Raw genomic sequence first — 23,399 nt, 5'->3', positions numbered from 1 at the left:
TTTTAATGCATGTTTTTATATGCCACAAAATCTTTCAACAAAGCACATTCTTGCAGCCTGTTTTTATAATAAATTGTATTGCTGAAATCCTTTTTTAACAATTCAAATTGTTCTGATTTTTGAACATTCGTTGAATCATAAGTATTTTTTTCTGCTTGCTCACATTTTGCTGCCATAAAACAACATTGCGCTTTAAACTCATTGTCTTTAGAGGCATTCATCGCTTTTAAATAATATTCTTTTGCAGTGGTACAATGAAAATAATCTTTTATAAAAATCTTATTTTGAGGATTTTTATCGTATTCGGGCATAGTAGCATCAAATGTTGTGTCATTAAAAAGTTCCAAGTCGGCGCCACTCCATTCGTCTTCTACCAGCAACCAAGAATTTCCGTAATAAGTCATATTGTAATAACCATTAGCAGCTTCGTATAAAGAATTTGCATCCTTCTTTTTCAGTAAATTCAACATTTTTTCACAAAAAGTGTATTTGTTGTAAATAACAGTGTCTGCCTTTGTCTTAGCATGTGTGTCTATTATTTGCACAGCAAATGAATTAGCTGCTAAATACGTTTTAAAAGGATCTTTTTTCCAATAATCGTTTGTGATTTGTGCATATTTTTCAGCAGCAGCAGCAAAATTATATTCTTTCAAATACAAAGTACCTTCAAAGTCAAGCATCCTATTTTTATTGAATTGAAAACTGTCTGTAATTAAAGTTTCGTACTCATTTTTGTTTTTCTTGAAAAGTAATTCGTGTAAATCAGCCAATGTATGGTGATTAGTACATCTTGAAATTAAATCGTAAGGTTCGCCTAAATTTAAATAAATAACCCCACTTTTATTAAAGCACACGATTGCTTTCGGTAAATCTTTTTGTACTTCGTATTTATAGGCTAATATGCGCATAATATTCGCATAAAGCGAAGGTTCTGGCTGAATAGAAGTATTGATAGGTTTGCATTTTGAAAGCCAAAGCAAATCGGGAACCATTTCATTTTCAATTTTAGGAGTAAGAATTTTGTACGAATTAATTCGATTTAAAATAAGTAGAAAATGGCGTTCCTCTTCCATTTTTACATTGCCTTCGCAAAAAGATTTTGCAGTATCCAATGCTTTGTTGCAATCGCCGGTATTACCCTCTAATAAAGAAAGGTAGCTTTTTGATAAATACAGCAACGCCTTGTTTTTTATTTTATTTTCATCAATAAAATTTTGGACAATGATTTGGAGTTGGTTCAAACTTGTTTGCGTATCTTTTGTTAAATTTTTCGGATCTATAGTTGTGGAATCTTGTTCGTATACTTCGCCTTCATTAGCAGCAGAAGCATAAATTTTTCGTGTCATAATCACGTCTTCTATTTTACCTATTTCTCGAATTAATAAATTTTCGAGTAATGGAGAATTGGGTTCGTATTGATAAACGCTCATTAATGCTTGCGGAGAAAAATAGTTATTTCCTGTTGCTTGCATTGCCATGATTACCGCTTTTTCGTGATTGTTTTTACACAATGCCAGTAAGGATTCTATGTTGTTTTCAGCTATTCTGGATTCATGAAAATATTGGAATACGACAATTTTTTTTTCAGCACAATTATCAAAAACGTGCGATAATAAATAATCTCCCTCGTCTGTTTTTCCTGTGTTGATGAGGGCAACAGCTTTAATCAACAATGCCCAGTTTTGAATGGTGCTTTTTACTTTTGAATGTACAACATCTTCATCGTACAATTTTATACATAATGCATTATCACCGCTATAACCCGCCAAGCGGACTATCTGATAGGCATAACGTAGTTTCAGATATGCATCTTTTGTTTTTTTATAATCACTTTCTCCCAAAGTGATAAGAGCCGGCATTTTAGCGGTATCTCTTGGTAATGGATCCCAAGGATCAGCTGGAAATGTTACAAATGGTTCGCAGTTTTTGGCGAAAATAAGATAGGCGAGTGCTTCTTTGTATTTTGCTTGATTGAGTAAAACGAGACATTTATTATTGGATAAAGAATCAGGAACGGTTTTATTTTGTTGAATGCTTTCGAGTACTGAAACCTTTAAATTGTACACCACTTTTTGTATGTCTTTTTTCGGAGCTTGATGTTGGAAATAATTTTCCCATTCACCGATATTCGTGTCCACAGGATTTGAAGGTTCGTCTCTTTGATAAACGGATTGGTAGCTATAAAAAAAAGGATAATTGCTTTTATCACTTTGTAAATCTGGGCTAAAAAAAATAACGCGGAAAATTCCTGGGTCGGTCATTTCTGTACAAGCTTTCAAAATATTTTTACGAAAACAAATAGCCAGAATACTAACGATAGCGAGCGAACAAAGAATTAATTTTTTCATATCCAAAAGGTTTAATTAACAGCGAGTCTAAACTAAAAAAGCTAAAGCTAAGCGAATCTGTTTTGTTTTTTGATGCGATCATAGAAATACTTTTTTCGAGTGCCTCTTCCGAACAATTTTCTAATCGAATTTGATCGTGTTGATACAAATGAAAAGTATTCAAATCGACATCTGTTTTTGCTTCGTACACGTTTTCAGCAATTTTATTAAACGAAAAATTATTTTTCAAAACCGAATCTGAAAGGTTATTTAAAATGCCGTAGAAATGGTTGTTTCGGAACAAAACGCCCCAGTAAAAAATGGGTAAAACAACATCTAATTTTAAAGGATAATTGGCTAAATTTCCGATGTATTTTTTTTCTTCTTCCACATCTAAAATGGAATTTTCTATTTTCGGATTGGTTAAAGGTTGCATATTGTAAGCCATCAAAGTGCCTCTGTCCACAGGCGGAACACCTGTAATTGTAAAATATTTTTCTTGATACAAACGAATCGTGGCTGAAATTTTCCAATGATTTTGTTCTGCAATCGGGCGGATATTTCGAATTAAATTAAAGTATTTATTTTTGGTTAATGCGCTCCAATCACAATCCAATTGAATTTCGGAAACTCCAGTATTTACAGACTGTTTAATCATCTCCTCTAATTTATCCGCAATGTTTTTTCCAAGTGTTTCTATTTGCGAGCTGTCTGTTTTTAAAAGTGTTTCGTTGGTAATAAATACAACAGGAATGATTTGTATTCCGGCAGGAAAATGATCGCTAAAAACAATTGGCTGAATTGGTTTTGCGAGATTTGTTTCCGCATCCAAATTCACATCAAAAAAGCGTACGTATAACTTTTTTACATCGCATTGATGCAGCATTTCTCGCTCGTTGGACGAAATTTTGAAATCGGTTTTCCAATAATAAAATCCGTGCGTAATTACTTTTTTGGAAGGTTTTTGACAGGATAAAATACTTGTCAAAATAAGGATTCCGAAAATTATTTTTTGAAATGGATCCGTTGTCATAGTATTTATCAATGGTAATTTGTTTTCAAAAATGCTAAAAATAAATGGTTTTGATTTTTGGATTAAAAATTTGCTCGTCGCCAATCTGACACTAAATCCGCGCTTATAATCCGATTTCCTTTTTTCCTGTTTGAAAATTGTCTTTTTGGCTTAACCCAAAAAGAAACAAAAAACTCAAGAAAAGGCTATCGGCTCACGCACAAGCTGGCTCAACCCCCGCTACCTTTTCCGGCTCGCGCTCCGCTTTGAAAAAATATTTTTCTGATATTGGATTTTTCAATTCTCCATTATTTAAATCCTTCGCTCTGATTCTGAATCAAGTTCAGAATGACGGCTCTGTTTTCTTTTTTCCTCCCCCCCGCTCCCTCCATGATGGGGATAAATTGTTAGTTCCTCGCTTGAGGAGGTGACTGACACAGTTTAATGAACAGACCCAATTGTAATTCAATTTCCGCATCCTGAGTGTCGTCCGCCAGAGTAGGAGCATTGATTTCCGAACTCGAACTATCGTTCGCGACACTTGCCGTATCAATTTCTTTATGTTCCCTCTCGTCCGCTATAGCGTGAGCTGCAATTTCGTCAGGTGAACACGCATCCGCGCTAAAAGGTAAGTTACCCCGTTTAATTTATTTCTTAATTTAGCATCAAATTATATTTTTCCATGAAATTAAAAACATACATCACTCTTCTTTTTATTTGTTGCGGTATTTTTTATCTGAATGCGCAAGCGCAGGTGCTTGGTTTCGGTTCTAATCCTGGAAATTTGAATATGTATAAATATGTTCCTTCCGGAATTACAGGTCCAGCTCCACTTGTGATTGCATTGCACGGTTGTACCGAAACGGCTTTGGAATATGCACACGAAACAGGCTGGGATAAATTAGCAGACAGACATCTATTTTATGTGATTTATCCCGAACAAGTAATTGCAAATAACAGTAGTCTTTGTTTTAATTGGTTTGACACAACGGATGTGAATCGTAACATGGGCGAAGCGCTTTCGATAAAGCAAATGCGCGATTATATGGTAGCTAATTATGATATTGATACAACTCGAATTTTTGTAACCGGACTTTCTGCTGGAGCAGCGATGACGGTGGCGATGCTTGCTGCTTACCCTGAATTGTTTCATAAAGGTGCCGAAATGAGCGGTTTGCCTTACAAAGCGGCTACTTCCGTTTTGACTACAACGTATGCAGAAGATGGCTTAGTAACCAATATACCTTCGCAATGGAGAGCATTAGTAAGAGCGCAAAATCCGACGTATACTGGTCCTTTTCCGAAGCTGGCTATCTTTCACGGAACAGCTGATTTCGTTGTGAATATTAATAATGCAACAGAATTAATTAAACAATGGACGAATCTAAATCATGCGGATCAAATAGTAGATTCAACTTATAATTCATTTCAAGGAAATGCAAATGTGGAGCAAACTATTTATAATGACAGCTCCAATAATCCGGTGGTGTATTATTATAAAATTACTGGAATGCCGCACGGAATTGCTATTGATACTGGAAGTTGTCCGCGACAAGGTGGTGCCATAGCAACGTATTCCATTGAAGAACATAAATTCCATTCTACTTATTGGGCTGCCGATTTCTTCGGAATTTTGAAACAACCTTATATTATTACAGGTTCTATTTTGGTGAATCAATATGCTGCAAATATTGTTTATTCAGTTCCCAATACTATTGGATCAACCTATAATTGGACAGTTCCAACGCATGCGCAAATTGTGGGCGGACAAGGAACTAACAGCATAACTGTAAATTTTGATACCATTAGTGGAAACGTTTCCGTTACTGAAACTACTGCTGCTGGCTGTATTAATGATGAGGCTTCGTTGTATGTTTTGGTAAATAGTACAAATGGTGTTGTTAATATTGCGAAACAAAATGGTAAGATTGTTTTTTGTAGTGCCGACAATAGTTTGCTGATGACTAATTTTAATTTGAGCGAATTAAAAAGTATTGTTATTTATAATTCTGTTGGAGAAAAAATGTCTGTTTCTTATAATGTAATTGGGAATAAAATTTTCTTGAAAAATAAATTTTCAACAGGTATTTATTTTGCTGATTTAATTGGAGAGTTTGGTCAGGGAAATTGCAAAATGCTTGTTTTGCCTACTCAATAAAATAAGATTAAACTATAAACTGTCGTTCAGTTTTTCGGTCAAAAAAAAAGATATTTTATTGTTATAGCGCTTGTTTTTATAAGCAGAAACCCAACGAATTCCGTTGATAGAATTTGTCAGAAAAACTTCATCAGCTTTTAAAATATCTTGTTCGGAAATTTTTTTTTCGAGTACGATTAATTTGTTTTTTTTAGCGATTTCAATAAGTTTATCTCGCATAATTCCAGATACGCAAGCTTCGTTTATAGAGGGTGTCAGGATTTTTCCATTCTTCACTATAAAGACATTGGACGTAATGCTTTCTGAAATATTTTTTTTGTCATTTAAAATAAAACATTCATCCAATCCGTGTTTTGTTTTATAAATAGACGCCATTACAAAAAGCAATGCGTTAGCTGATTTTATGGATGAAATAGAAGAATTTATTTTTTGTATTTCATCGAATAATCCAATTTTATATCCAACAGAATTTAGTTTAAATTTATTTTCTGAAAGCGGAAATGCCTCCATCAAAAAAGAAATTTCATTCGTTTCGGGAGTATAAAAGCCGCCGTCGTTCCTGAAAATACTGAGTCGGAAACGAGCATTTGAAAAATTATTTTTTTGAGCAAGTGTTTTTAATTGTTCTTCAAAATAGCTTGCTGAAAAATTTTTTTTCGGAAGCATTTGCAAAATTTTCATTGATTTTTTTAAACGCAGAAAATGTTTCTTTATAAATGGAATGTTTCCGTCAAACATTCGAATACTTTCGAAAATGGCATCTCCGTAGCGAAAAGCTCTGTTTTCAGAAGTCAGAGAAAGTTTTTTTTGAGAAATTATTTTTCCGTTGAAATTAACGTAAGTCATATTTGGATTAGAAAATTATTTTTTTGACTTCCGATAAAGGACTATTCGCTTCGATTAAAATTCCTTTGACGCCTGCCTTTTCAGCAGCTTGTACATCGCGCAATTTATCGCCAATAAAAAAAGATTTTGATGCGTCAATATTAAATCGCGCCAAGCCTTTTTCCACCAATAAAGAATCTGGTTTGCGACAAATACAGTTGGTTTGATCGGGATGATGTGGACAATAATAAATTTCGTGAATGAAAATGTTTTTTTCGGCTAATTTATTTTTCAAAAAGTCATGTAATTTTTCAACGTCTTCGTGCCCGTAAATTCCTTTGTTGATGCCGCCTTGGTTGGTTATCACCACAAAAATATATTTTTTTTCCTGCCAAAAAAGTAAGGTTTCCAAAACTTCTGGTAAAATTTCAAACTCTTCTAATGCGTAGATGTAATCGCCTTTTTCACGATTTAAAACACCGTCACGATCTAAAAAAACTGCTTTATTTTTCATCCGATAATTTGTTGAATAAAAGCGAGAAATAAACTTGGTTTCAGAATTATCGTAAACACAAATCCGAAAACAGCGCCCCAAAAATGCGCATCGTGACCAATGTTATCGCTTTTCCGCCGATCCATATACCACTCGTATGCCAGATAAAATACACCAAAAATATAAGCCGGAATATCAATCGGTAAAAATAAAATATTGAGCGGCATTTTCGGTCCCATTAAAATGGACGAAAACACAATTGCAGAAACAGCTCCCGATGCTCCAACAGAATTATAATTAGGGTTATTTTTATTTTTTTCAAACGAAGGAAAGGTAGAAATCATAATGCCTCCAACGTATAAAAGAATAAAATAAAATTCACTTTTTTCTCCAAAATACATTTTGAAAAAATAATTTTCAAGGATGCTTCCGAAGGAATACAACACGAACATGTTAAAAAACAAGTGCATGTAATCGGCATGTAAAAAAGCGTGTGTAAAAAAGCGGTACCATTGCTTTTTATCGTGATTTAACGCATAGGCATTGAATATATATTTCTGGAAAATAGCGCGATTATTAAATGCCAAAATGGAGAAAATACACGTGATACCAATGATGAGAAAGGTAACGATGGCAATGTTGGATTCCATTTATTTTGCAGGACTAAGCACGACGTTTTTAGTGATTTCTGTTTGAAAAGAATTTTTATCCAACACATCTACATCCTCTGAAAGATCAGTAAATCCTTGAGCTTGTATATCTACATGATAGTTTCCCGGAGGAACTATAATCACATATTTTCCATTATTTGAATTGGGCACATAATTTCCATAAACTTCCTGTGTTTTTTTATTGGTAACAGTTATGAAAACATCCGAATAAGAAACTTTTTTGGTAGCATCACTGCTTGCAATTTCTCCTTTTATGACGGAATATTTGGGTTCTACATTATTAAATGTAACACGATAAATATCCAAATCGCCGTAACCTCCTTTACGCAGAGCCGCGATATAACCATATCTTCCAGTTTCAGAAACGCGCAAATTCATATTGTCTTCGGGCGTATTAATCGGATAACCGACATTTGTAACATCCGTCCATTTTTTTTGATCTTCATCCCAAATGGCTTTAAAAATATCGTATCCGCCCATTCCGGTATGTCCTTTTGAACTGAAATAAAGTGTTTTTCCGTCGGGAGAAATATTCGGAAAATCTTCGTCAAATGTGGTATTTATATCCGCTCCTAAATTAATGGCAGGACCCCAAATTCCAGTAGGTAATTTTTGCGACATGTAAATATCCGTTCCGCCAAATCCGCCAGTACGATTGCTCGCAAAAAATATTTTTTGTCCATCAGCGGTTACAGAAGCAGCAATTTCATCTCCGCTTTTCGAATTAATATTTTCATTCAATTTTTCTGGCTTTGAAAATTGTCGGTTGACATCACTTCCCGAAACAAAAATATCTCCTTCTCCTTTCAAATTAATATGGTATAAAAGCATTGTATTTCCTGAACTTGACAAACCAATCACTTCGTTATTTCCATCGTCATTATTGAGTGGTGCAGGCATAATTTCCGAGGTACTGAATTGTCCTTTCGTAACTTTTGAAATGCAAATTTTTGGAATATACAGTCCGTTGGCAGAACGGTTTTCGTTTTCATTCGGGCGTTTTGAATTAAATACCAAAAAAGATTCGTTACCAGGAATGAAAGGATAATAATCGGCATAAGCGGAATTGACATTCGGACCTAAATTTTCAAAACTTACATCCACTGGAAACTTTATGAGCTCCTTCGCATTCAAGCAATATTGAATTTCCCTGTCCACATCATTCAAATTATCAGGAGTTCCTTTTCCTTCTTTTTTATACGCATTGTATGCTTTGATGGCATCGTCAAAACGATAAGCAAAATGATACGCTCTTCCTAATAAATATTCGGCGTCAGGATCGTATTTTTCCATGCGCGTTACAATTTCTAAATACGGAATCGCTTTCGATTTATCAATGTTTGTATTGAGGTAACACACTGCAATTCGATAATTGTATTTTTCATTTTTAGGATCTTTATCCAATAATGAAATATAGGCATCCAACGCATCTTCAAAATCTCCATTGTCGAAATATTCATTCGCTTTTTTAGGAGTTATTTTCATTTTCTCTTGAGAAAAAACAAATTGATGTGTCCCTAAAAAAATAAATAATAGAAGTAGCGTTTTTTTTGTCATTTCAATAGCGTTTTGAAATACAAATATAAGATAAAAGTATTCTTAATCTTAGTTTGAAAAAACGGGTTTGAAAAATTATTTTTTCAAACCCGTTTTTTGAGGTCGTTTTTGAAAATGTTTTTTATGATCTGAAAAAACTTTTTTCGAAGGGTCGTAAATCGGAGCCGCTCCTAAATGAGCCGGCAAAGGCGTTTTGAAAATTATTTTTTCGATGAGCGTTTCAATGTTGTGAAACTTTTGTTGATCTTTTTCATTGATAAAAGTAATGGCAACGCCCGTAGAATCAGCTCTTGCTGTTCGACCGATGCGATGGATATAATCTTCCGCATCTCCCGGAACATCGTAATTTACGACTAAACCAATTCCGTCAATATCAATTCCGCGCGATACAATATCGGTGGCAACCAAAACTTGAATTTGGCGACTTTTAAACTGCCGCATCACCGATTCGCGCTCGTTTTGCTCTAAATCAGAATGAATGGCTTTGCAGGAAAAATTTAATTTCTGCAATTCTTTTTCCAATTGTTTTACGTTACTTTTTGTAGAAGAAAAAATAATTACACTGTCTATTTTTTTTCCATTCAATAAATCCTTTAACAAAGCTGTTTTTTGCGCATCGTACGCCAAATAAGCCGTTTGTAAAATACCTTCGGCAGGTTTTGAAACGGCAATATTTATTTGTTCCGGTTCGTGCAATAATTTAGTCGCTAATTGCCTTATTTTTGGTGGAAAAGTAGCTGAAAAAAGCAATGTTTGCCGCTCTTTCGGAATATAACTCACAATTTTCATAATGTCATCGTGGAAACCCATATCCAACATTCTGTCGGCTTCGTCCAATACCAATTGTTTCAGCGTATCAAATTTGGTATAACCCAAACCCAAATGCGCAATTAATCTACCAGGCGTTGCAATAATAATATCCGCGCCTTTTATAAGTGCTTTTTTTTCGCGTTCAAACGACAATCCGTCTCCACCACCGTAAACAGCAATGGAACTGAGCGAAGTATAATACGCAAAACCTTCTAACATCTGATCAATTTGTACCGCCAATTCGCGCGTGGGCACAATAATTAATGTATTTACGCCCGCACTTTTATCTTGTTCCGCTTTGTGCATAATGGGCAACAAATACGCGCCAGTTTTGCCTGTGCCAGTTTGTGCGCAAGCAATTAAATCTTTGTTTTGTAAAATTACAGGGATGGCTTGTTCCTGAATGGGTGTGGGTTTCTGAAAACCCATCGATGTTAATCCTTCCTCAATTGCCGGAAGAAATCCGAAATCACTAAAAATCAATGTATTGTTTTATTTATGAAATACAAAAGTAGTCTTTATTTTCGGGATATTTTTTTATTTGATTTGGGATGAAAAAGAGCTTTGGAAAATTATTTTTTTGAAGGCTTTTTTTCTTGCTTCAAAACGAGTTTGAAAAATTATTTTTTCGAAGCATCTGGTTTCGCTTTTTTTAAAAAACTTTGCGAAGTATGTTCTATTTTTTTTACGTTCTTTTTTCTTGAAAGAAAAGAACCAAAAATTCAAGGCTTGGATTCCTCATTTCATTTTAGCTTCCTGAAAGCTATTCGTTGGGTGATTTCCGAACATCCGTTCGGGACTTCCCAATCTCATCACACTTTCAATTTGCTAAAATTTTATTCGCAATCCGATGCCGATTTTTTACTGTTCCAAAAAATTATTTTTTAACGCGGGTTGGCAGTGAAAACATACGATGCCGTGTTGCTTGTGCAATAGCAATTATGTTTTCTTGAGTTTTTTCTTTCTTTTTGGGTCAAGCCAAAAAGATAATAAGAAATAAATTTCCACTCTTATTAAGTGCAACTTTTTGTTATACGTTTTTTATGCTTTGCGAATAGTATTTGCGTAAATTTGTTTATGGTAATAATTACAAATAAAAGAGGATGGAAAACAGAGTTGAAAAATATAAAAATTGGGAGTACAAAATAAATTTTTCAAAAGACGTGAATAAATTTGAAATAAATTATCCCAATAAGAAATTAGACCCAGATACATTAAGCAAATATTATTCTATAAATGAATGTAGCATTGAATCTATAGAAAACAATAATTTTTATGTGTCGCAACCAGAAGATTTCAATGACTTATTTGATACGGCATATAATATCTTAGATTTTAATCAACTATATTTAAATTGCATTTTATCTTTATCTCCAAAAAATCAAGAAGAAAATATTAGACATCATTGGGAAACACATAAAGAGTTCTTTATTAATTCAATAAAAAAAGATTCTTATCGCGCTCTTTTGGCAAGATTTGGTATTTTATGTACTACTGAGAATAAACTTAATGAACTAATGTGGGGATATTATAATAATAACGAGGGATTTCTTTTAGAATTTAATTATAAAGAGTTTCCAAAGAATTTCCATGGACCTTTTCCTATTAATTATGTAAAAACAATTGATAAAATTAAAACAAATAATATCGACCATCTTACCTTTTTACTTCAATCAAATATTAAAAAAGATATATGGAAACATGAAAATGAGTATAGATTTCTTGTAGAAAGTGATTCGGAATATTTGAAAGTACGAGGAATTTGGGAGGATTCGGAATTAGACAGACTTCGTATAGAACAAAATATCTCTTTTAAAGAGAGAATAATGCCTTATTCTAGTAAATCAATTAAAGCTATTTATTTAGGATTTAATTTCTTAAAAGGAGAGAAAATATTAGATACTGGAAATCCATATCGAATAGAATTTATTTCAGAAAAAAAAGACTTAAAAAAAAGATTACTAGATTCAATTATAACGCAAGAAATGAACTGTTATAGTATTATACAAAATGTAAAAAACTTTGAACTTGAATGTGAAAGGTGGGATATTAAGTTTATTAATACTTATGAATATGAAATAAACAAAATTGACGCTTGTTAAAAAAACACTTTATTCTTTCTTCCTCATTGTTTTGACTGACCAAACTGTCATCAAAAACAATCCTCTAACTGGATAAGCTAATCCCAATAAAATATAAAACACAAATTTTGCAGACTGATTTAAATCAATTGGATTAGTTTGTATTTCCGCATTTTGATTTAAAAGTTCATTTATTTTTCCATTTACCCTATTGATAGCTAATGAATTTCTAACTATAATAGTATCTGGCAAAACAGTAACTCCTTTCGGTAGTCGTGGTAATCCAATTGTATCGTATTTAAGTGAAACAACACCTTTTTCTAAACTATCTAATTGATTGTTGTATTTTGACAATTCAGAATAATTTTTTTTGCATTTAGCATCTTCAAATTTTGAAATAGCATAAAAAACAAAGATTGATAACAAGGAAGCTATGACAATTAATAATAAAATTAAAAATTCACGAGCAATATTTTTTTTACATTTCAATAGATTTTTCATTTATTAAAGATAAACTAATACTCTTCAAAAAATTATTTTTTCGAAGCATAAAAAAAGGCATCTAAAAAGATGCCTTTTAATTCGATTAATAATAACGTAAACGTATTACTTCGGCTAAATATTTTGCCAAACGGATTACTTGGCGCGTGTAACCATATTCATTGTCGTACCAAACATACAATACAATATTTTTTTTGTCGTCAGCAACCAAAGTCGCTTGGCTATCAAATACCGAAGCGCAAGGGTTCCCAACCACATCAGTCGAAACCAATTCGTTGGAATAACAATATTGAATTTGCTCCACCAATTCGCCTTTTAATGCGGCATCTTTCATAATTTCATTCACCATTTCCTTCGTCGTTTCTTTGTGAAGATTTAAACTTAAAATGGCCAAAGATGCGTCAGGCGTAGGAACACGCACTGAATTCGCAGTTAATTTTCCGGCTAAAACGGGCAGCACTTTTGTTACCGCACTTCCAGCACCTGTTTCGGTAATCACCATATTTAACGCGGCAGAACGACCTCTTCTGTATTTCGGATGATAATTATCCAATAAATTTTGATCGTTTGTATATGAGTGAATTGTTTCGATGTGTCCGTGAATAATTCCCAGCTTGGTTTCAATTACTTGAAGCACGGGAATAATAGCGTTTGTGGTACAAGAAGCAGCTGAAAAAACAGTTTCTTTTTCAGGAACAATACTTTGATGATTCACACCATAAACGATGTTCGGAATATTTCCTTTTCCGGGCGCGGTCAATAATACTTTACTAATTCCTTTTGATTTTAAATGTTTAGCTAATCCATCACGATCTCTTGCAACGCCTGTGTTATCAATCAACAGCGCATCTTTAATATTGTAAGCTTCGTAATCAATTTCATCCGGATTTTTGGCAGCAATCATTTCAATTGTATGTCCGTTGATGATGAGTGCTTTGTTTTCAAAATCTTCAATAATAGTACCAGGAAACGGACCGTGAACAGAATCTGTTCTCAACAAATCCGCTCTCTTTATAATGTCATCATTCGAGTTACTGCGCGTTACGATGGCACGCAAACGTAATTGATCGCCTTTACCAGCTTGTGCAATTAACTCGCGCGCAGCCAAACGTCCAATACGACCGAAACCGTACAATACCACATCTTTCGGCTCCAGACTTCGCTTTTCTTTTCCAATGTATTCGTTTAATTTATTAGCAATAAACTCCTGAGCGGTTTTGAAATTATTTTTTTCTTGAATCCACTCAGAAGCCAATCGTCCAATATCTATACGCGATGCTGCCATGTCTAAATTCACTATTTCTTTGGCAAGCAACAAGGTGTCTTTAATTGTAATAGGTTGTTTTACAAAGTCCTTGGCGTATTGATGTAAATTCATTATTTCACTCGCACTTCTGTCCACCAATTGATTACGAAAAATAACCAACTCCACTGATTTCTCGAACCATAAATTACCTACAACACCAATCAATTCAATGGCAGCTCTTTCGTGATCAATCCAATCCTTTAATTCGTTTTCGTAACCTTTTTTTTGCAAAGTTTCTGATTTCATAGGTATTTAATGCTTGAGTTTTAGTAAAAAAATAAACCGCAAAAAACGTGGAGGAAAATGTTTCGCATTTGGCTCGTTTTTTTGCGGCTTTTAATAATTTAAAGTATTAACCTAAATATGCCTTTAATAATTTGCTTCTAGAATTATGGCGCAATCTTCTAATCGCTTTTTCTTTTATTTGTCTCACTCGTTCACGAGTTAAGTCGAATTTTGCACCTATTTCTTCTAATGTTAATCCGTGATTTAAACCGATTCCGAAAAACAAACGAATAACATCTCTTTCTCTTTCTGTAAGTGTAGAAAGTGAACGGTCAATTTCCTTTTGTAAGGATTCAGCCATCAAACTCGTATCTGCTCTCGGAGAATCGTGATTAATCAATACATCCAACAAACTATTTTCTTCTCCGTTAATAAATGGAGCATCCATAGAGACGTGTCTACCAGAAACGCGCATGGTATCAGCCACTTTATCTTGTGGCAATTCTAATAATTCAGAAAGTTCTTCCGCACTTGGTTCTCTCTCAAATTCTTGTTCTAATTTCGAAAAAGCTTTGTTAATTTTATTTAAAGAACCAACCTGATTCAGCGGTAAACGCACAATTCTAGATTGTTCAGCCAAAGCTTGTAATATGGATTGACGAATCCACCAAACAGCGTACGAAATAAATTTAAAACCCCTTGTTTCGTCAAATCTTTTCGCTGCTTTTATCAAACCCAAATTTCCTTCATTAATTAAATCGGGTAAACTAAGTCCTTGATTTTGATATTGTTTTGCTACAGAAACCACAAAACGCAAATTGGCTTTTGTTAATTTCTCAAGCGCACCTTGATCCCCATCGCGAATTTTTTTCGCTAAAACGACTTCCTCTTCTGCGGTAATTAATTCTTCACGACCAATCTCTTGAAGGTATTTATCAAGCGAAGCACTTTCTCTATTGGTAATGGATTTGGTGATTTTTAGCTGTCTCATGTTTTCGTTTTTTCTTTCTTTATTTAGATGAACGTATAAATCACGCTTTTGTTTCAGTTTGAAAAAAATAATTTTTCAACGCGGTGCAAATGTACTCTATTTGAAAATGAAATGCAAGCAAACCTGTAAAATATATTTTTCAGCGAAAGAATATAATATATTGATTTTTAATAACTTAAATAGATAAAATTAAAAAAAAGTCTTCTGCGAAAGAAGACTTTTTAACGACGAATAAAAAAATAATTTACAAACCAAAGCCGTAATACGCTCGCATTCCGTTTGGATAAACGCCTTCTATCAATACGCCGCCGCCTTGCTTTTTGTCTAAGGCCAATTTTAAATCGTTTACCGAATTTATTTTTTGTTTATCCACACGCGTAATGATAAAACCTTGTTGAATTCCGGCACTCCTCAATTTCCCACCGTCCAAACTCGTAATTTTCAATCCGTTTTCAATGTTTAGATTTTGTTTTTCTTCTTTTGATGCAGGCTGAAAACTTGCGCCAAGCACGGAAATACTTTCTGGAGTTTCTGTTTTTACGATACTCGTAGTGCCTTCCGAATTTTTTAAAATCAGTGGAATACTCATCTCTTGATTGTCTCTCCGTAAGGAAATCACCACTTTGTCGCCAGGTCTAAACTTACTGATTTGTTCTTCCAATTCAGATACTTCGTTCACCAATTCATCGCCTACTTTTGTAATTACATCGCCTGCTTTTATTCCTGCATTTTCGGCAGCTCCTCCTTGAGTAACCGCACTTACATAAACGCCTTGCAGATTGGAAATATTTTTTTGTTTCGCCAAATTCGCATCTAAATTTTTAATGCTAACTCCCAAATAAGCGCGCTGAACTGTACCATATTCCAATAAATCAGCTACTACTTTTTTAACAATATTTACAGGAACTGCAAACGAATATCCAGTATAAGAGCCAGTATTGGAGGCAATCGCAGAATTTATTCCGACTAATTGTCCAGAAGTGTTTACTAGTGCCCCTCCACTATTTCCAGGGTTTACAGCGGCATCTGTTTGCAAATAGGCTTCTATTGGATAGATACCTTTAGCAGGATCGGTGGGCAAAATATTAATGTTTCTACCTTTTGCGCTGATAATTCCCGCTGTTACGGTGGAAGTTAAATTAAACGGATTTCCAACTGCCAATACCCACTGCCCTACTTTCACTTCGTCCGAATTTCCATAAGTCATAAAAGGTAAATTTTGATCGTCCACTTTTAATAAAGCCAAATCCGTCGTTGGATCTTTTCCGATTACTTTCGCCTCATACGTGCGTTTATCATTCAAGGTTACTTCAATTTTATTGGCTTTATCCACCACGTGATTATTGGTTACAATATATCCATCACTGGAAATAATAACTCCTGAACCACTTGCCATTTGAGGCATTTGTTGACCTTGATCTCCTCCTCCATAAATAAAATTATGAAAAGGATCATAAAACCAATTGCCTTGCGCGCTTTCTGTAGGATACGTTGTATTGATATGCACCACTTCTTCTACCGACATGGCAGCAGCTTTTGTAAAATCTAAATTTACTTCGGGCGCAGCCGAAGGCAAATTGACCATTTTTACCGAAATCGGATTTAATAATTGATTGTGAGAATTGTTTCGAGCAAATGATCGCTCCATCAAATAATTGGCGCTTAAAGCGGTAATTCCACCTAAAAATGCAACAGCGAAAACATTTATTATTTTTTTCATGACTAAAATTATTTAGTGAAACAATAATTGAAAACTGAAAAAATCAAACGATTTTTATTCGACAAAATTAACTCAAAAGCGAAAGCATTATTTTACGAAATATTATTTTTAACAATAATTAACGCCATTTGCGGGAGGTTTGTAACTTTGCAGAGATAAAAAAAATAATTTTTATGGCAGAGCATTTTTACAAAGAAAAATTCAATACTTTTTTGCTCGGATTATTATTTGGTCTGCTCATTGGCGGTGGTTTTTTCTTTCTGAAATTAAATGATTATTTCAGCGATTTTAAATCCATAAAAATGTTGATGCACAGTCGTAAAGATACCGTTGTAACCATTATTCCTGCTCAAAACAATAATTTATTGGTTGAGAAAAAACAAAAAAATATTTTTCCGGCGACACAAAAAACTACTCCCAAAAAAATAGCAGATTCGACCGTTCAAAAAAATAATTTTTCAAACGATAATTCTGATCCTATAAAAACAGATTCTTTGCCGAATACCACTAATAAAGCGGAAAATACAGATGATATCGTTGTAAAAACAGATCAACTTATTACATCAAAAACAGTACTCGTAAAAATTTTAGACGCGCCTTTAAGTAAAACACAAATCAAGGCAGATTCTTTGCTGGCAAAAGTAAGCGACACAAAAAATGAGGATGTTGCTTTGTCGTATTTCCGGGTAGAATATTGGTCCTCGCCGCTTAATTATAAAGGATATAAAATGTCGAAAAATAAAATTTTGTTGTACGGAATTGATTCTTCTACGGATGTAAAATTATTTCAGAAGGATGGATTTATTTATCTCAAAACACCTATTTTTACTTATAAATTGGCTTATACCGATGATTTTCGTCAATACGAAAAAGTAACAGATAAAGATTTTTTGGCGCAATTAAAATAAGGCTTTATGAAAATTATTTTTTATAAATATCAAGGTACTGGAAACGATTTTATTTTGATTGACAACCGAGAATTATTGTTCAGTCGTAAAAATAATTTATTGGTAAAAAAATTATGCGACAGAAGATTTGGAATTGGCGCAGACGGCTTGATGTTACTACAAAATAAACTGAATTACGATTTCGAAATGGTGTATTACAATGCCGATGGAAACGAAAGTTCGATGTGTGGAAATGGCGGAAGATGTATTTCTGCTTTTGCTAAAAAGCTTGGATTGGTAAAGGAAAGCGTACATTTTCACGCAATTGATGGTGCGCATGAATCGATAATTTTAGAAGATAAAATTCGTTTAAAAATGAACGATGTCTTGAACATTGAAGAAAACGAAAACTATTGTTTTTTAAATACAGGATCGCCTCATTATGTAAAATTTGTAAAGGATGTAGCGCATTTTGACGTCTATGAAAATGGGAATAAAATTCGCAATAGTGACGCATTTAAGAAAGAAGGAACGAATGTTAATTTTTTAGAAAAACAAAACGAAGAACTTTTTGTGCGTACTTACGAGCGCGGCGTGGAAGACGAAACTTTTTCTTGCGGAACAGGCGTAACGGCAGCGGCGTTGGTGGCTGCTCAAAAAAATATTTTTTCGAACGCCAATTATTGCGATGTAAAAACTTTGGGCGGCAAGTTGCGCGTGTATTTCAAGAAAAATAAAGATAATTCATTTACTGATATTTGGTTGGAAGGTGCAGCCGATTTCGTCTATAAAGGAGAAATAAATGTTTGAAAATAAAAGCCATATAAATTCAACTGATTGTTTGGTTACAGAAGTTTTTCCGGCTACGGAAAACTTTTTTTTGAACGATGTATTTTTGGTGATTATTAACGCTACAAAAATTCCACCGCATCTGGCGCTCGCACTCAACGGAAAATTATTTTCCTTGAGCGTAAAAGGAATTTCGATGGACGGAGAAATAGGAAGTTTCATCAAATTAATTCATCAAAAAAGGATAGAAACTTTATTTGTAAAGCTGACTGTTCCTACTCTTTTTACAATGGAACAATTGCGTGAAGAAATTAAAAAATGTTTGCTCGTGCATCCGAAAGTGGATGTAGAAAATGCCACGTGTTTAACGCCGATAAAAGATTTTTGCGGATCGATTTATCAATTAGAAACAAAGAAAATAAATTTCGTTTTTGATTTATTGCCCGAATTGGAAAAGCAAAAAAAAATTCAAAATACCTATCATTTTAATTTGGAAAAACACCTTGTAAACAATACGTTTACACTGAAAAAATATACAATGCACGATATTTACGAAAGTATTCAATCTGCTAATTTTGTTTAAATGTTGAACGGAAAAAATATTTTTTTGAGAGCCTTGGAACCGGACGATTTGCAAATGCTTTATCGCTGGGAAAACGATGCTAACACCTGGAAAGTAAGTGATACTATCACTCCTTTTTCGAAATACACATTAGAACGTTACATCGAACAAGCGCATCAAGATATTTACACGACAAAACAATTGCGTTTAATGATTTGTTTAGTTAGTAATAACGAGGCAATCGGAACCATTGATTTATTTGATTTTGATCCGATAAATAGTAGAGCCGGCGTAGGAGTTTTAATTGCTTCAGAAGAAAACAGAAAACACGGATATGCTTCCGAAGCCTTGAAATTATTCATCAATTACGCTTTTGGAATTTTAAAACTGCATCAATTGTTTTGCAACATCACGATTGAAAATGAAGATAGTTTATTGCTTTTCAAAAAACACGATTTTTCGATTACGGGAATTAAAAAATCATGGGTTGCCTCTGTTTCCGGCTGGAAAGACGAATATTTTTTACAGCTCATCAAAAAATAATTTTTTGAAAGATGTATTCTTCGAAAAAAAATTCCTTGCAAATAAATAATTACAAACGAACAATACTTTTATTCATATTGTTTGTATTGATGGCGCTTTCCACGATTTATTGCAACAGCGGAACTAAAAAAAACATTGTTCCAGAAAATGAAAATCACGTTTATTTAAACATCAACGACAGTGTAAAATATGTGGGCATGCAAACCTGCAAAACCTGTCACCAAAGCATTTATCATTCCTTTATAAAAACTGGAATGGGTGAATCCTTCGATCATGCAACCGAACAAAAAAGTGCCGCGCGATTTGATAAACACGAAGTGATTTACGATAAATACAAGGATTTTTATTACTATCCTTTTTGGGACAAAGACAGTTTGATGATTCGGGAATTTCGGCTTTCCGGAAAGGACACAACGTATAAAAACGTGGTGCATGTAAATTACATTGTAGGCTCCGGAATGCACACCAATTCGCACATGTACGAGGTAAACGGATATGTATATCAAGCGCCGATGACCTTTTATACGCAAAAAGGAATTTGGGATTTCCCTCCGGGTTTTGCAGATGGTTATAATTCGCGGTTCAGCCGAGAAATTGGTTTGGAATGTATGAGTTGCCACAATTCGTATCCTAATTTTGTGAAAGGTTCCGAAAATAAATTTACAAGTATTCCAAGCGGAATTACCTGCGAACGTTGTCACGGTCCAGGCGAATTGCACGTAAAATCAATTCAAGCTGGACATATTGTGGATACTACAAAAGCGATTGATTATACGATTGTAAATCCGGCAAAACTTTCCTTGGCTTTGCAAGTAGATGTTTGTGAGCGTTGCCATTTGCAAGGAAATACTGTATTAAAAGATGGAAAATCATTTTATGATTTTAAACCTGGAATGAAATTATCGGATGTGATGGACGTATTTACGCCCAAATACAAAGGCATGGAAGATGAATTTATTATGGCATCACACATTGCGCGTTTGAAAATGAGCAAATGCTATATGTATAGCATGAAAAATGAAGTGAATGACAAAGCGCTAAAACCTTATAAAGACGCCTTAACTTGCGTTACTTGCCACGATCCGCACAAGGATGTGCGACAAGTAAACAACAATATTTTCAATGCAGTTTGCGAAAATTGTCATGGTAAAAAAGTAAAAGAAATTTGTACAGATGACATCGCAGATCGTGCAAAATCAAATAATAATTGCGTGGAATGTCACATGCCGAAAGGCGGAACCATTGATATTCCGCACGTAGTTACAACCGATCATTACATCCACATTCCCATTCCGAAAAATCAACTCGTAAAAATTAAAACATTTTTGGGATTGTATGCCGTAAACGACGATCATCCCTCGGCAGAAATGAAAGCGAAAGCATACATCAATCAGTTCGAAAAATTTGATGCCAATCCGATGTTATTGGATTCTGCAAAAAAATATTTACCAGATGCTAATTCAACGGACATTGAAAAAAGCTTTCCGAGTTTGGTGCACCTATATTTCCTGAAAAAGGACTATCAAAAAATTATTTTTTACGTGAACAATTTAGGCGCGAATTTAATTCTGAATAAACACTTAACAACAACATCTTACAGCAACGATAATGCTTGGACGGCTTATCGGATTGGCGAAGCTTTTTCTAATGAAAATGATCCGGAACAAGCGTATCTTTTTTATAAAAAAGCAACAACACTCGCACCTTTTGTTCCTGAATTTAAAAACAAATACGGCGCAGCGCTTGTCGCGATTGGAAATACCGACGGTGCGAGTACCGTTTTTTCAGAAATTTTAAAAGAAAATCCAGACAACGTTTCCGCATTAACTAATTTGGGATATTTAACTTTATTGCAAGGCGATGCCGATAAAGCGCAACATTTATACACAAAAGCATTTGCTTTAAATCCGGATTATGAGCCTTTGTTAATGAACCAAGCAGGATTATTTATCTATCAAAAAAATTATGCAAAAGCGAAAATTATTTTGCACGAAGTGTTGAAAAAGAATCCGACAAATAATCAGGCAACAACTATTTTACAAAAATTAAAAAACGTATAAAATTTGGCAAAGAAAAAAACAAGTTTTGGAAAAAAAATTTTCATATCACTCCTTTTAATAATCGCAATTATTGCGCTTATTGGCGGATACATTGGTTACAAAACAGTGTATCAATCCAACGTTTCTTTGAACGGAAAAAAATCGCAATTTATTTACATTCACACAGGTTCTACATTTGACAATGTGCTGAATATGTTGAGCGAAAAAAACATCATTATTAACCGAACAACTTTTGAATGGCTTGCGAAAAAGAAACATTATCTGAACAACGTAAAACCAGGCAGATATAGGATCTTAGCGAATATGGGTAATGATGCATTAATTAATTTATTGCGTTCTGGAAAACAAGAACCGATTGATTTTACGCTGAACGATGTCAGGACAAAAGAACAATTGGCATCTCGCGTTTCCAATAAAATTGAAGCGGATTCCATAAGTATTTTGAATGCTTTAAACGACAATGATTTTTTACAGAAATACGGCATGAACAAAAATAATATTATGGCATTGTTTATTCCTGGAACGTACCAATTTTACTGGAATACTTCCGTAGATGAATGGATGGGAAAAATGGCAGCAGCATACAAAAAGGTGTGGAATAGTGATCGGAAAAATGAGGCTCAAAAAATTAATTTTTCTCAGACACAAATTTCCATTTTGGCTTCCATTGTGCAAGCGGAACAATCGCAAAATAACGAGGAGAAAAGAATTATTGCAGGTTTGTATATCAATCGTTTAAAACGCGGAATGCCTTTGCAGTCGGACCCAACACTTATTTATGCTTCTGGAGATTTTTCCATTGCGCGCGTTTGGGATAAATACAAAACCATTGATTCGCCTTACAATACTTATATGTACAAAGGTTTGCCGCCCGGACCGATTTTATTGCCAGAAATTTCTTCTATTGATGCCGTTTTAAATTACGATAAAAATAATTACATTTATATGTGTGCCGAATACGGATGTGGGAAACATAATTTTTCGACTAACATGGTAGAACAAACCGCCAATGCTCAAAAATTCAGGAAAGCATTGGATAAAAATAATATTATGAGGTAATTATAATGACAGATATTATGGAAGAAAATTCAGAGTGGAAAATCAAAGACAATAGATTCGTAGCTTTTTTAGATATTTTGGGCTTCAAAGAATTTATTATGAGAAATTCTCATGATGAAGTTTATGAACAGTTAACTAAAATTTCAAATCTTACAGAATTCTTAGCGAATATTCCAAGGTATAATATTGTGGATAATAAAATTGATCAAATCGTATATTACAAGGACTTTATTGAGATTGCGACATTTTCAGATTCATTTATTATTTTTTCAAATAATGACAGCATTCGCAATTACAAAATCTTTACAAGTATTGTAAATAATTTTTATGCAAATGCGCTTAAATTCAAAATCCCTCTAAAAGGAGGTTTTGCTCATGGTGAAATTAGTATAGATAAAAGTAAAAATATATATTTTGGACAGCCAATTATAGATGCATTTCTATTGCAAGAAGATGTAAATTATATAGGTATTGTAGCGCATCATAGTATTGATGTTTTTTTGAAAAATAACTTAGCAGAGATATCAAAATCTATAAATTTCGAAGCTCATTTCTTCGAAGAAAAAACACCACTTAAATCAGGATATGTTAATCATTTGAATCTAAACTGGTTCGAACTTGCTGGAAGATATAAACAAATTGAAATTTCAAATATGAAAGAGGAAGACATCATAAAACATATTGAAGAAATAATTACTGATTTTAAATATACAACTACTGGTTCCCCAAGAAAATACATTGACAATACGATTGATTTTTTTAGAGAATCTTTAAAAAATAAAAAAATAATTTTGCTTGATTCGATAACTTCAAAAAAATAAT

At 33.7% G+C, this 23,399-nt stretch carries 20 protein-coding genes; 9 read left to right on the top strand and 11 right to left on the bottom strand.

Annotated features, from left to right (window positions below; genetic code table 11):
• Positions 1–2 precede the first annotated feature (2 nt).
• A complete protein-coding gene (locus tag ABIZ51_00555; protein ID MEO7087264.1) occupies positions 3–2,348 on the bottom strand; it encodes a hypothetical protein in 2,346 nt (781 codons plus the stop codon).
• Positions 2,311–3,360, bottom strand: coding sequence for a hypothetical protein (locus tag ABIZ51_00550; protein ID MEO7087263.1), 1,050 nt, complete (start codon positions 3,358–3,360; stop codon positions 2,311–2,313). Before ABIZ51_00550 ends, ABIZ51_00555 begins: the two co-directional genes overlap by 38 nt.
• A gap of 661 nt (positions 3,361–4,021) precedes the next feature.
• Here ABIZ51_00550 and ABIZ51_00545 point away from each other — a divergent pair.
• Positions 4,022–5,497: a PHB depolymerase family esterase gene (locus ABIZ51_00545; GenBank protein MEO7087262.1), complete on the top strand. Its 1,476-nt coding sequence runs from the start codon at positions 4,022–4,024 to the stop codon at positions 5,495–5,497.
• 12 nt (positions 5,498–5,509) lie between these two features.
• On the opposite strand, the gene ABIZ51_00540 is transcribed toward ABIZ51_00545, so the two are convergent.
• From ABIZ51_00540 to ABIZ51_00520, 5 genes are all read right to left on the bottom strand, one after another.
• A complete protein-coding gene (locus ABIZ51_00540) occupies positions 5,510–6,343 on the bottom strand; it encodes an aminotransferase class IV (GenBank protein MEO7087261.1) in 834 nt (277 codons plus the stop codon).
• A gap of 7 nt (positions 6,344–6,350) precedes the next feature.
• On the bottom strand, positions 6,351–6,836 hold the full coding sequence (locus ABIZ51_00535; protein ID MEO7087260.1) for an HAD family hydrolase: 486 nt from the start codon (positions 6,834–6,836) through the stop codon (positions 6,351–6,353).
• Positions 6,833–7,465, bottom strand: a complete 633-nt coding sequence (locus ABIZ51_00530) for a rhomboid family intramembrane serine protease (protein MEO7087259.1) — start codon at positions 7,463–7,465, stop codon at positions 6,833–6,835. Before ABIZ51_00530 ends, ABIZ51_00535 begins: the two co-directional genes overlap by 4 nt.
• Positions 7,466–9,043 carry a tetratricopeptide repeat protein gene (locus tag ABIZ51_00525; GenBank protein MEO7087258.1) on the bottom strand — a complete coding sequence of 526 codons (1,578 nt, stop codon included), beginning with the start codon at positions 9,041–9,043 and terminating at the stop codon, positions 7,466–7,468. It lies immediately after the preceding gene.
• Positions 9,044–9,118: 75 nt separating this feature from the next.
• Positions 9,119–10,336, bottom strand: coding sequence for a DEAD/DEAH box helicase (locus ABIZ51_00520; protein MEO7087257.1), 1,218 nt, complete (start codon positions 10,334–10,336; stop codon positions 9,119–9,121).
• Positions 10,337–10,956: 620 nt separating this feature from the next.
• On the opposite strand from ABIZ51_00520, the gene ABIZ51_00515 reads away from it, so the two are divergent.
• On the top strand, positions 10,957–11,955 hold the full coding sequence (locus tag ABIZ51_00515) for a hypothetical protein (GenBank protein ID MEO7087256.1): 999 nt from the start codon (positions 10,957–10,959) through the stop codon (positions 11,953–11,955).
• A 9-nt stretch (positions 11,956–11,964) separates the two neighbouring features.
• Here ABIZ51_00515 and ABIZ51_00510 read toward each other — a convergent pair whose 3' ends face one another.
• The 4 genes from ABIZ51_00510 to ABIZ51_00495 all read right to left on the bottom strand — a co-directional run bounded on the left by ABIZ51_00510 (position 11,965) and on the right by ABIZ51_00495 (position 16,677).
• Positions 11,965–12,435, bottom strand: coding sequence for a hypothetical protein (locus ABIZ51_00510; GenBank protein MEO7087255.1), 471 nt, complete (start codon positions 12,433–12,435; stop codon positions 11,965–11,967).
• An 85-nt stretch (positions 12,436–12,520) separates the two neighbouring features.
• Positions 12,521–13,987: a glyceraldehyde-3-phosphate dehydrogenase gene (locus ABIZ51_00505; GenBank protein ID MEO7087254.1), complete on the bottom strand. Its 1,467-nt coding sequence runs from the start codon at positions 13,985–13,987 to the stop codon at positions 12,521–12,523.
• Between the two features lie 106 nt (positions 13,988–14,093).
• The gene (locus ABIZ51_00500) at positions 14,094–14,957 is read right to left on the bottom strand and encodes an RNA polymerase sigma factor RpoD/SigA (protein ID MEO7087253.1); all 864 of its coding nucleotides are present in this window, start codon (positions 14,955–14,957) and stop codon (positions 14,094–14,096) included.
• A gap of 244 nt (positions 14,958–15,201) precedes the next feature.
• On the bottom strand, positions 15,202–16,677 hold the full coding sequence (locus ABIZ51_00495; protein MEO7087252.1) for a Do family serine endopeptidase: 1,476 nt from the start codon (positions 16,675–16,677) through the stop codon (positions 15,202–15,204).
• Between the two features lie 173 nt (positions 16,678–16,850).
• Here ABIZ51_00495 and ABIZ51_00490 point away from each other — a divergent pair, with 173 nt between their 5' ends.
• The 7 genes from ABIZ51_00490 to ABIZ51_00460 are packed head-to-tail and all read left to right on the top strand — an operon-like array spanning position 16,851 to position 23,398.
• Entirely contained in the window at positions 16,851–17,585 is a 735-nt protein-coding gene (locus ABIZ51_00490; GenBank protein MEO7087251.1) for a hypothetical protein, read from the top strand.
• Between the two features lie 6 nt (positions 17,586–17,591).
• The gene (gene dapF, locus ABIZ51_00485) at positions 17,592–18,374 is read left to right on the top strand and encodes a diaminopimelate epimerase (protein ID MEO7087250.1); all 783 of its coding nucleotides are present in this window, start codon (positions 17,592–17,594) and stop codon (positions 18,372–18,374) included.
• Entirely contained in the window at positions 18,367–18,936 is a 570-nt protein-coding gene (locus ABIZ51_00480; GenBank protein MEO7087249.1) for a hypothetical protein, read from the top strand. Before dapF ends, ABIZ51_00480 begins: the two co-directional genes overlap by 8 nt.
• Positions 18,937–19,458 (top strand): GNAT family protein, encoded by a 522-nt coding sequence (locus ABIZ51_00475; GenBank protein ID MEO7087248.1) that lies wholly within the window; start codon positions 18,937–18,939, stop codon positions 19,456–19,458. It abuts the gene before it with no gap.
• An 11-nt stretch (positions 19,459–19,469) separates the two neighbouring features.
• Entirely contained in the window at positions 19,470–21,518 is a 2,049-nt protein-coding gene (locus ABIZ51_00470) for a tetratricopeptide repeat protein (protein MEO7087247.1), read from the top strand.
• Positions 21,519–21,521: 3 nt separating this feature from the next.
• Positions 21,522–22,577, top strand: a complete 1,056-nt coding sequence (gene mltG / locus ABIZ51_00465) for an endolytic transglycosylase MltG (GenBank protein ID MEO7087246.1) — start codon at positions 21,522–21,524, stop codon at positions 22,575–22,577.
• Positions 22,578–22,594: 17 nt separating this feature from the next.
• Positions 22,595–23,398, top strand: coding sequence for a hypothetical protein (locus ABIZ51_00460; GenBank protein ID MEO7087245.1), 804 nt, complete (start codon positions 22,595–22,597; stop codon positions 23,396–23,398).
• The last annotated feature ends 1 nt before the right edge of the window (position 23,399 follow it).

It is taken from the genome of Bacteroidia bacterium (assembly GCA_039924845.1).
In the GTDB taxonomy this organism is placed as follows: domain Bacteria; phylum Bacteroidota; class Bacteroidia; order DATLTG01; family DATLTG01; genus DATLTG01.
Note: the sequence above shows the minus strand (reverse complement) of the source record. Positions and strands in the feature narration are given on the sequence as shown.

Coding starts and splice junctions, on each gene's coding strand:
- ABIZ51_00555 (MEO7087264.1), bottom strand. CDS start 2,348: ATGAAAAAATTAATTCTTTGTTCGCTCGCTATCGTTAGTATTCTGGCT.
- ABIZ51_00550 (MEO7087263.1), bottom strand. CDS start 3,360: ATGACAACGGATCCATTTCAAAAAATAATTTTCGGAATCCTTATTTTG.
- ABIZ51_00545 (MEO7087262.1), top strand. CDS start 4,022: ATGAAATTAAAAACATACATCACTCTTCTTTTTATTTGTTGCGGTATT.
- ABIZ51_00540 (MEO7087261.1), bottom strand. CDS start 6,343: ATGACTTACGTTAATTTCAACGGAAAAATAATTTCTCAAAAAAAACTT.
- ABIZ51_00535 (MEO7087260.1), bottom strand. CDS start 6,836: ATGAAAAATAAAGCAGTTTTTTTAGATCGTGACGGTGTTTTAAATCGT.
- ABIZ51_00530 (MEO7087259.1), bottom strand. CDS start 7,465: ATGGAATCCAACATTGCCATCGTTACCTTTCTCATCATTGGTATCACG.
- ABIZ51_00525 (MEO7087258.1), bottom strand. CDS start 9,043: ATGACAAAAAAAACGCTACTTCTATTATTTATTTTTTTAGGGACACAT.
- ABIZ51_00515 (MEO7087256.1), top strand. CDS start 10,957: ATGGAAAACAGAGTTGAAAAATATAAAAATTGGGAGTACAAAATAAAT.
- ABIZ51_00510 (MEO7087255.1), bottom strand. CDS start 12,435: ATGAAAAATCTATTGAAATGTAAAAAAAATATTGCTCGTGAATTTTTA.
- ABIZ51_00505 (MEO7087254.1), bottom strand. CDS start 13,987: ATGAAATCAGAAACTTTGCAAAAAAAAGGTTACGAAAACGAATTAAAG.
- ABIZ51_00500 (MEO7087253.1), bottom strand. CDS start 14,957: ATGAGACAGCTAAAAATCACCAAATCCATTACCAATAGAGAAAGTGCT.
- ABIZ51_00495 (MEO7087252.1), bottom strand. CDS start 16,677: ATGAAAAAAATAATAAATGTTTTCGCTGTTGCATTTTTAGGTGGAATT.
- ABIZ51_00490 (MEO7087251.1), top strand. CDS start 16,851: ATGGCAGAGCATTTTTACAAAGAAAAATTCAATACTTTTTTGCTCGGA.
- dapF (MEO7087250.1), top strand. CDS start 17,592: ATGAAAATTATTTTTTATAAATATCAAGGTACTGGAAACGATTTTATT.
- ABIZ51_00480 (MEO7087249.1), top strand. CDS start 18,367: ATGTTTGAAAATAAAAGCCATATAAATTCAACTGATTGTTTGGTTACA.
- ABIZ51_00475 (MEO7087248.1), top strand. CDS start 18,937: ATGTTGAACGGAAAAAATATTTTTTTGAGAGCCTTGGAACCGGACGAT.
- ABIZ51_00470 (MEO7087247.1), top strand. CDS start 19,470: ATGTATTCTTCGAAAAAAAATTCCTTGCAAATAAATAATTACAAACGA.
- ABIZ51_00460 (MEO7087245.1), top strand. CDS start 22,595: ATGGAAGAAAATTCAGAGTGGAAAATCAAAGACAATAGATTCGTAGCT.